Raw genomic sequence first — 8,211 nt, forward strand, 5'->3', positions numbered from 1 at the left:
TCACCGAGATCTACTCGGTGGGACCGCTGACCGCGGGCAGTGGACTGAACATCACCGTGTGGAGCTATGTCGACCAGCTCAACATCTCGGTGCTCAGCGACGGCGCGACGCTCAAGGATCCGCATGAGGTCACCGACGCCATGGTCACCGACTTCGTCGAAATACGCCGCGCGGCAGGGCTTTCCGAGGAGCTGACGGTCGTCGAGGCCGCCATGGCTCCGGCGTGATCCGACCGGCAATCCCCGGCCGTTACCATCAGCACTGTGAGCAACGAAGCTACCGAACCCGAAGTCCTGGTCGAACAACGCGACCGCATTCTGATCATCACGATCAACCGGCCCAAAGCCAAGAACGCGGTCAACGCCGCGGTCAGCCGAGGCCTGGCCGACGCCATGGACCGCCTCGACGACGACGCCGGACTTTCGGTGGCCATCCTCACCGGAGCGGGCGGCTCCTTCTGCGCGGGCATGGACCTCAAGGCATTCGCTCGCGGCGAGAACGTCGTGGTCGAGGGCCGGGGCATGGGCTTCACCGAACGCCCACCCGCCAAGCCGCTCATCGCGGCCGTCGAAGGCTATGCGCTGGCCGGCGGAACGGAGCTGGCGCTGGCCACCGACCTGATCGTGGCCGCCCGCGATTCGGCCTTCGGCATCCCCGAAGTCAAACGCGGTCTGGTCGCCGGCGGGGGCGGCCTGCTGCGCCTCCCCGAACGCATCCCGTACGCCATCGCCATGGAGTTGGCGCTGACCGGTGACAACCTGTCCGCCGAACGGGCCCACGAGCTCGGGCTGGTCAACGTGGTGGCCGAGCCGGGCAAGGCGCTCGACGCCGCGATCGAGCTGGCCGAGAAGATCACCGCCAACGGCCCGCTCGCCGTGGCGGCCACCAAACGAATCATCACCGAGTCCCGCGGCTGGAGCCTGGAAGACCGGTTCGCCAAGCAGATGAAGATCCTGGCCCCGATCTTCATGTCCAACGACGCCAAGGAAGGCGCCATCGCCTTCGCCGAGAAGCGCCCGCCGCGCTGGACCGGCAGTTAACCGGTCAGATATCGCTGCACCGTCGGGCCCAACCAGGTGATCAGCTCCTCGACGCTGGTAGATGCCAGCGGCTCGATCTTGAGCTGGTAGCGGGCGAACGCCAACCCCGCCAGATGGCTGGCCACCAACTCGACCCGCAGTCGGGCGTCGCTCACCCCGAACTCGGTCGCGACCCGTTCGGCGATCGGACCGGCGAGGCTGTCTTGCAACACTTTTCGTGCCGAGGGCTGGATGGCCGCCGAGCGCCACAGCGTTAGCAGCGGCTCGAAGCCGGCGTCCTTGTCCCACTGCTCCACGAAGCGACGCACCAGCCGCGGACCGATGTCGGCGGTCCCCTCGTCGAGCAGCGTGGCCAACTGATGCAGCGGGTGCTGCGGTCCGGTCAGCGCTGACGCGGTGAACAGCCCCTCCTTGTTGCCGAAAAAGTAATAAACCATCGCGACATCCACCCCGGCTTCGGCGGCAATCGCGCGCACGGTGGCCCGCTCGTACCCGTCGCGCATGAACCGGGTGCGCGCAACGTCGATGATCCGTTGCTTGTTCTGCTGACCGGTGCGCCAGCGGCCGCTGCGTTGGGGTGCTGACATACCGACGAGCATACTTCAACGCCTGTTGATCTTTCCATGACGCGCGCGTAGCCTCAAATCTTGAACGGAGGTTGAAGTATGAACACCAATACACATGAACGTCGGCTTTGGTGGCGGCACCTGCTGTCCTTCCTGATCGCTCCAATCACCATGACGCTGGTCATACCTGCGGTGATCGTCGCTGTGGCCGGGGTACCGGTGCCCACCTTGGATTCGGCGACAAGCATCGCGCTGGTCACCGTCGGTGGCTTGTTAGTGGTCGCCGGCCTGGGCTTACTGGTGTGGACGGTGGCGCTGTTCGACCGAGTGGGCGAGGGCACGCTCGGCGTCGGCGACGTCCTCGGCGAGCCGGTCAAGCTGGTCATCGAGGGCCCGTACCGGCATGCGCGCAACCCCATGATCAGCGGGGTGCTGTGCATCCTGCTGGGCGAGGTGGCCATTTCGGCTTCCGGATGGTTGCTGTTATGGTTCGCGATTTTCGGGGGGCTCCAGGCGGCGGTCATTCGGTGGTGGGAAGAGCCGCATCTCGAGCGGCGCTACGGCCATGACTACGTGGAATACCGGCGCAACGTGCGGGCGTGGCTGCCACGAGTCTCGGCCTGGCCGTGAGTCGCCACCAGGTGGATCGCCACCTAATCGCGGGTTCTTCTCGAACTTTCAGGCGGATACTGCTGCTATAAAGATTCGCTACGACCGCTGGGTCCTGCCACTGACAGTTCCGCTCGGCCTCGGACCAAAGTCCAGCATGCTCCGCATCTCCGGCCCTGACCTGCACGTGAAGATGGGCTGGGCATTCGACGCGACCATTCCGCTGGCGGCCATCACCAGTGCCGAGCGCAGCGCCCGCCGCCCCTTCGGCTGGGGTGTGCACAGCGCCCCAGGGCGCGGGTGGCTGGTCAATGGCTCCTCGCACGGCCTGGTCGACTTGAACATCGACCCAGCCGTACGTGCCCGGGCGGTGGGCTTTCCCATCGAATTGAGCAAGCTCACCATCAGCGTGGACGACCCAGAGGCGTTGATTGCCGCATGCGCCAAGGTGAAGTGACGACACACAACCCGCCGCACCGCCGCGGCCACCATGGGTTACACTACGGACAAGATTTGTAACGGGCGCGATCGGCGAAGGATCGAGGATGAGCATTTCGCTGCTGCTCGAGATGGCTGCGTCCACCAACCCCGATCGAACCGCGCTCGTCAGCGGCGACCTACGCCTGACCACTCAGCAACTCAGCGACCTGGCCGACGGCGGCGCCGGGGTGATCGCCGCATCCAACGCCCGCCACGTCGCCTACGTCGGGACCGGCGGCGCCATGTTGCCGCTGCTCATCTTCGCCGCGGCGCGCGCCGGTGTGCCCTTCACCCCGCTGAACTACCGACTGTCCGCTGATGGCATCGGTGCTCTGATCGAGCGGTTGCCCGAGCCGTTGGTGATCGTCGACGAGCGGTATCGCGACATGGTCGGGCCTGCTGAGCGCGTCGTCGGCTCCGACGAATTCCGCGCCGCGGCCGGCAGTGCCGAGCCCGCCGCGGAGTTCCCGGATCCGGACTCGGTGGCCATCGTGCTGTTCACCTCGGGTACCACCTCGCAGCCCAAGGCCGTCGAGCTGACGCACAACAACTTGACCAGTTATGTCACCGGTACGGTCGAATTCGATTCCGCCGCAACCGACGACGCGGCGCTGATCTGCGTGCCGCCCTACCACATCGCCGGTGTCGGGGCCGCCCTGTCCAATCTCTACGCCGGGCGCAAGATGGTCTACCTGCCCAATTTCGATGCCCAAGAATGGGTTCGGCTGATCAACGCTGAGCATGTCACCACCGCGACGGTGGTGCCCACCATGCTCGACCGCATCGTCACCGTGCTGGAATCTGGTGACCACAAGCTGCCGTCGTTGCGCAACCTGGCCTACGGCGGCTCGCGGGTCGCCCTGCCGCTGGTGCGCCGCGCGCTGGAACTGCTGCCCGACGTGGGCTTCGTCAACGCCTACGGCCTGACCGAAACCAGCTCGACGATCGCGGTACTCACGCCCGAAGACCACCGCACGGCGCTGTCGGCCGCCGACGCCGGCGGCGCCAAGCGGTTGGGCTCGGTCGGACGGCCGGTACCAGGCATCGAACTGGAAATCCGCGACGAACACGGCACCGTGTTAGCGCCCGGCCGCAGCGGTGAGCTCTATGTGCGCGGCGAGCAGGTCTCCGGCCGCTACACCGGCATCGGTTCGGTGCTCGACGAAAACGGTTGGTTCCCAACCAAAGACATCGCCGTCCTGGACGAAGACGGTTACCTGTTCATCGGCGGACGCAGCGACGACACCATCATCCGCGGCGGGGAGAACATCGCGCCGGCCGAGCTGGAGGAGGTGCTGATCGAGCACCCCGCGGTACGCGACGTCGCGGTGGTCGGCGTCGAGGACGAACAGTGGGGCCAGGCGATCGTCGCGGTGGTCGTCCCGGCCGTTGGTGTCGACCCCGACCCCGACGAACTCCGTGAGTACGTCCGCCAAACTTTGCGCGGGTCCCGTACCCCCGACCGGGTAGTGTTTCGCGACGAGCTGCCCACCACCGCGACCGGCAAGGTGCTTCGCCGGGAGATCATCGAGACGTTGGAAGGACTGCGCGCATGATCAAGAACGGAACCCGCCTGGCCAGCCAGGTGTGCGACACCCAGGTCATCGTCGTGAGAAGCTCCGACAGCCTTGACGATCTGCGCTGCGGCGGGGCCCCGATGGTGCCGATCGGCGGCGAGCGGTCCGGCGAGCTGGATCCCGCCTTCGCCGACGGCAGCGTCATGGGCAAGCGCTATGTCGACGAAACCGGTGCGGAGGTACTGGTCACCAAGCCGGGCAAGGGGTCGCTGAGCATCGGGCAGACCAGGCTGGAACTCAAAGAGGTCAAGCCGCTCCCGGCCAGCGACTGACCGCAGGCTTACGACCTCTAGCTGGAACCGTCGGGTCCTGGGACGCCGAGTAGCAAGCCTCCGGCGCCGCCGGGACCGTCCGCCCCCGCGAAGCCGCGGCCACCCGCGCCGCCATTGCCGATGAACTGGGCATTTCCGCCCGCACCGCCAATGCCGTTAGCGATACCGGTCCCGGCGCTACCGCCGTCACCGCCATCGCCGGTCAAGCCGCCATTGCCACCCCGGCCGCCGTTGCCCGCGGAGAAGCCGCTTTGGCCTCCGTCACCACCGTGCCCGCCCGCGCCGTACAGTCCGATGGCGTTGCCGCCCGCACCGCCGGTGCCGCCGATGCCGGCGGCGGATTGCCCGCCGAGGCCGCCGAACCCGCCGTTGCCGAACACCAGTCCGCCGAGACCACCGGCGCCACCGGCGCCGCCGTCCACGCTGAAGGTGGGACCGGACGATCCTCCGTTGCCGCCGCCGCCGCCATTGCCGATCAACCGGGCGTTTCCGCCGGCACCGCCGGGTTGACCGCCGGTGCCATCCCCGCCGTGGCCGCCATCGCCGGTGAACAGCCCGCCCAGGCCACCGTTTCCGCCGACATTGCCCCGGCCGCCGTCCCCGCCCCGGCCACCGTCCCCGCCGAATCCGTTCAACAGGCCGCCGTCCCCGCCGTGTCCGCCAGCGCCGGCCAGCGCATTGACATTGCCGAAGGCGACATTGCCGCCGGCGCCGCCGGCGCCGCCGCTGCCGAACAGTCCGATGGCGTTGCCTCCAGCGCCACCTGCGCCACCGGATCCCGCGCCGGTGCTGAGTGTGTATGCGCCACCGATGCCGCCCGCTCCGCCGTTGCCCCACAACAGTCCACCGGTGCCGCCGGCGCCGCCGGCACCTGCGGGGGCGCCGCCGATGTTGCTCAAACCGCCCACTCCGCCATTACCGCCGTTGCCGAATAGCCCTGCGGGCCCGCCGTTTCCGCCGGGCCCGGCGGCTTGGGACGCCGTAGTGGGTCGGCCCGACCCGCCGTTGCCGCCATTGCCCCACAGCAGACCTCCGGCTCCGCCGTTCTCACCGGAGTTCGGCCGCCCGTTGGCGCCGTTTCCGATCAGCGGTCGATTGAGCAACTGCTGCGTGGGCGCGTTGATCAGGTTGAGCACTTGTTGCTGCAGTGCCTGCCATGGATTGGCGGCGGCCGCGGCGTTAGCGGCCTCCGCACTGGCGTAGGCGCCGGCGCCGGCATTCAACGCTTGCAGGAACTGCTGGTGAAATGCCGCCGCCTGCGCCCCTAGCGTCTGATAAGCCTGCCCGTGCGCGCTGAACAAGGCAGCGACGGCGGCTGATACCTGGTCCGCGCCGGCGGCCAGTATCGCCGAAGTCGGGGCGACGGCGGCCGCATTGGCCTCGCCGATCGCCGACCCGATTGCAGCCAAATCTGTTGAGGCCGTGGCCATTACATCCGGTATAGCTTGCAAAAACGACACCCGCACCTCCGACCGGCGAATCCGGCTGCGGCGGTCGTCAACTCAGCTGATCATCGAGCCGCAGCAAAACATCCGAATCGTAGCGCCTTATTGCGGCCAAGCCCATGATAAAAATCGCGGGCGATCAGTCGAGTGCCACCGGCTCCGCGACGGGCGTCACCTTGGGTGAGCCCTCTCGTTTGTCGGCCAAACCGTTGCGCCGCACGAATTCCCTTGCCTTGATGAGGAACTCGAGCTGATCACCCACCTCGCGCAGCGGGCCAATGCTGTGTGTGGAGCGGCACAGCACGATCGCGCCCTCCAGCGCGGCGATCGACGTCACCGCCAGCGATGCGGCGTCGGTGTCGTCGAAGCCATCGGCGACGAACGCGCGGGTCAACGCGGTGCACCAGCGACCCAGAATGACGCCGGCCTCACTGGCCAACGACACCTCGTCGTCGGCGGAGCCGATCGCGGCGGCCACCACCGGGCAGCCGGCCGCGAAGCCGCCGTCGAGCAACAGGTTCTCCCAGAACTCGACAAACTCCCGCAACAGCGCCCGCGCACCCCGGTCGATCGCGGCGTCGATGGTGGCGGTGATGCTGTCACCGGCGTAACGCAGCGCCTCGGTCAGGATTTGACTGCGGCCCTCCGGGAAGTGGTAGTACACCGATCCCCGCGGGGCACCGCTGCGTGCCAGGACCGCATCAATGGTCACGCCGGCCGCGCCGCATTCGCGCATCACCTGGGCAGCGCTGACCACCATCTTGGCGCGGGTGCCGCCGCGTTTAGCCGGATGGGGGTCGTCGCGTCTCATGCCGCGGGCGAGTGCCGGGCCACCGGCCAGTGCAGGCTGCGTGGGTTGAACCGGAAGGACCGGCGCCGCAGGCTCGGAATTTCACGCGTGTATCGATGGCCGGCGACATTGAGTTCGATCATCCACATGGTCACTCCCCGAAGTGGGTTACTGCTCATGCGCCGTGGCCTCCAGCTCATGACTATGCAAAGAAGCATATAAGACAGCTGTAAAGTTAGCAACTCTCTAAGGAATCGGCCGGTTACGACCGTGTAACGGCCCAGATCCGGATCCCTATACGTCCAGCCGCCGCCTACGGGGCGGTTTAATTATGGTTTCTCGCATAACCGCGGCGGCTCACCCGCGCGGCGGCGCGCAGGCCCCCGGTCCACGGCTTCACTCGCCTCCCCAGCCAACTTGCGCCCGGCGCAGGGCACGGCTTTAATGAAAATGATATTCATATCCAGTCCAATGACAGGTCATATGTATCTCATCGTGTCCTCCGAAAAGGGAGTGCTCGCTTGCCCGCCGCAGTGATCACCGGCCCGGTCTGGATGGCCTCGCCGCCTGAGGTCCATTCGGCGTTGCTGAGCAGTGGGCCGGGACCGGGTTCCCTGCTGGCGGCGGCGGCAGCCTGGCAATCGTTGAGCGCTGAATACGTCGCCGTGGAACAGGGACTCAGCGCGGTCCTGGGTGCGGTGCAGGCCGGCGCGTGGGCCGGACCGAGCGCGGAAGCCTATGCCGGCGCCCACCTTCCGTATCTGGCGTGGTTGAGCCAAGAAAGCGCCAACAGCGCGCAGACCGCCGCGCAACACGAGACCATGGCAGCGGCCTATACCGCGGCGTTAGCGGCCATGCCGACGCTGCCCGAGCTGGCTGCCAACCACGCCGTTCACGCCGCGTTGGTGGCGACCAATTTCTTCGGCATCAACACCATTCCCCTCGCGGTCAATGAGCTCCAGTACGTGCAGATGTGGATCCAGGCCGCGGTCACCATGGCGATCTACCAAGCCCAGGCCGACGCGATCGGTGTGCTCACCCAACTGCAGAACAGTCCCGCGGTGCCGCCGATCGTAAAGAACTTCCTCGACGGGATCTCCGATGACACGCTGGCGCACGACCCGACCATCGACAACCCGCTCGATCAAGCCGTCTCCCAATTCCTGCAGAACTTCGGCATCAACTGGAATCCGGCCGAGGGCACCGTCAACGGGCTTGACTTCGATGACTACACCGACGCCAGTCAGCCGATCTTCTACGTGGTTCGCAGCCTCGAACTCCTAGAGGACTTCCAGCAGTTCGGCGAATACCTCACGACCAACCCGGTTTTCGCGATCCAGTACCTGATCAGCCTGGAGTTGTTCGACTTCCCGCTGCACATCGCCGAAGTCGCTCCCTACCTTGCCAGCCAGTCAGCGGTGCTGGCCGCCGG

10 protein-coding genes are annotated in these 8,211 nt (G+C 67.0%); 7 read left to right on the forward strand and 3 right to left on the reverse strand.

Annotation, left to right across the window (positions count from 1 at the left end):
- Both A9W95_RS06185 and A9W95_RS06190 read left to right on the forward strand, forming a co-directional pair.
- Positions 1-227: WS/DGAT domain-containing protein (locus tag A9W95_RS06185; RefSeq protein WP_156746044.1), on the forward strand; the 227-nt coding region annotated here is incomplete at its 5' end.
- A gap of 27 nt (positions 228-254) precedes the next feature.
- Complete coding sequence (locus A9W95_RS06190) at positions 255-1,040, forward strand: crotonase/enoyl-CoA hydratase family protein (protein ID WP_067409751.1); 786 nt, start codon at positions 255-257, stop codon at positions 1,038-1,040.
- Here the strand turns inward: A9W95_RS06190 and A9W95_RS06195 are convergent.
- Positions 1,037-1,627 (reverse strand): TetR/AcrR family transcriptional regulator, encoded by a 591-nt coding sequence (locus tag A9W95_RS06195; RefSeq protein WP_067409757.1) that lies wholly within the window; start codon positions 1,625-1,627, stop codon positions 1,037-1,039. The two genes, A9W95_RS06190 and A9W95_RS06195, sit on opposite strands and share 4 nt — an antisense overlap.
- Positions 1,628-1,705: 78 nt before the next feature.
- On the opposite strand from A9W95_RS06195, the gene A9W95_RS06200 reads away from it, so the two are divergent.
- The 4 genes from A9W95_RS06200 (at position 1,706) to A9W95_RS06215 (ending at position 4,544) form a co-directional block, all read left to right on the forward strand.
- Positions 1,706-2,236: an isoprenylcysteine carboxylmethyltransferase family protein gene (locus tag A9W95_RS06200; protein WP_067409752.1), complete on the forward strand. Its 531-nt coding sequence runs from the start codon at positions 1,706-1,708 to the stop codon at positions 2,234-2,236.
- Positions 2,237-2,372: 136 nt separating this feature from the next.
- Positions 2,373-2,672 carry a hypothetical protein gene (locus A9W95_RS06205; RefSeq protein WP_371328030.1) on the forward strand — a complete coding sequence of 100 codons (300 nt, stop codon included), beginning with the start codon at positions 2,373-2,375 and terminating at the stop codon, positions 2,670-2,672.
- 88 nt (positions 2,673-2,760) lie between these two features.
- Positions 2,761-4,251 carry a class I adenylate-forming enzyme family protein gene (locus A9W95_RS06210; protein ID WP_067409754.1) on the forward strand — a complete coding sequence of 497 codons (1,491 nt, stop codon included), beginning with the start codon at positions 2,761-2,763 and terminating at the stop codon, positions 4,249-4,251.
- On the forward strand, positions 4,248-4,544 hold the full coding sequence (locus A9W95_RS06215) for a hypothetical protein (RefSeq protein WP_067409755.1): 297 nt from the start codon (positions 4,248-4,250) through the stop codon (positions 4,542-4,544). The genes A9W95_RS06210 and A9W95_RS06215 overlap by 4 nt, the downstream gene beginning before the upstream one ends.
- Positions 4,545-4,561: 17 nt before the next feature.
- On the opposite strand, the gene A9W95_RS06220 is transcribed toward A9W95_RS06215, so the two are convergent.
- Together A9W95_RS06220 and A9W95_RS06225 are read right to left on the reverse strand one after the other, a co-directional pair.
- Positions 4,562-6,004 (reverse strand): PE family protein, encoded by a 1,443-nt coding sequence (locus A9W95_RS06220; RefSeq protein ID WP_067409760.1) that lies wholly within the window; start codon positions 6,002-6,004, stop codon positions 4,562-4,564.
- A 124-nt stretch (positions 6,005-6,128) separates the two neighbouring features.
- Positions 6,129-6,800: a TetR/AcrR family transcriptional regulator gene (locus A9W95_RS06225; protein ID WP_253851575.1), complete on the reverse strand. Its 672-nt coding sequence runs from the start codon at positions 6,798-6,800 to the stop codon at positions 6,129-6,131.
- A 515-nt stretch (positions 6,801-7,315) separates the two neighbouring features.
- Between A9W95_RS06225 and A9W95_RS06230 the strand changes: the two genes are divergently transcribed.
- On the forward strand, positions 7,316-8,211 hold an 896-nt coding region (locus A9W95_RS06230), incomplete at its 3' end, for a PPE family protein (RefSeq protein WP_156746045.1).

The organism is Mycobacterium sp. 1423905.2 (assembly GCF_001673155.1).
Taxonomy (GTDB): domain Bacteria; phylum Actinomycetota; class Actinomycetes; order Mycobacteriales; family Mycobacteriaceae; genus Mycobacterium.

Excerpts from the sequence above, each read along its gene's own strand:
- A9W95_RS06225 (WP_253851575.1), bottom strand. The coding sequence starts at position 6,800 with ATGAGACGCGACGACCCCCATCCGGCTAAACGCGGCGGCACCCGCGCC.
- A9W95_RS06195 (WP_067409757.1), bottom strand. The coding sequence starts at position 1,627 with ATGTCAGCACCCCAACGCAGCGGCCGCTGGCGCACCGGTCAGCAGAAC.
- A9W95_RS06210 (WP_067409754.1), top strand. The coding sequence starts at position 2,761 with ATGAGCATTTCGCTGCTGCTCGAGATGGCTGCGTCCACCAACCCCGAT.
- A9W95_RS06215 (WP_067409755.1), top strand. The coding sequence starts at position 4,248 with ATGATCAAGAACGGAACCCGCCTGGCCAGCCAGGTGTGCGACACCCAG.
- A9W95_RS06205 (WP_371328030.1), top strand. The coding sequence starts at position 2,373 with ATGCTCCGCATCTCCGGCCCTGACCTGCACGTGAAGATGGGCTGGGCA.
- A9W95_RS06200 (WP_067409752.1), top strand. The coding sequence starts at position 1,706 with ATGAACACCAATACACATGAACGTCGGCTTTGGTGGCGGCACCTGCTG.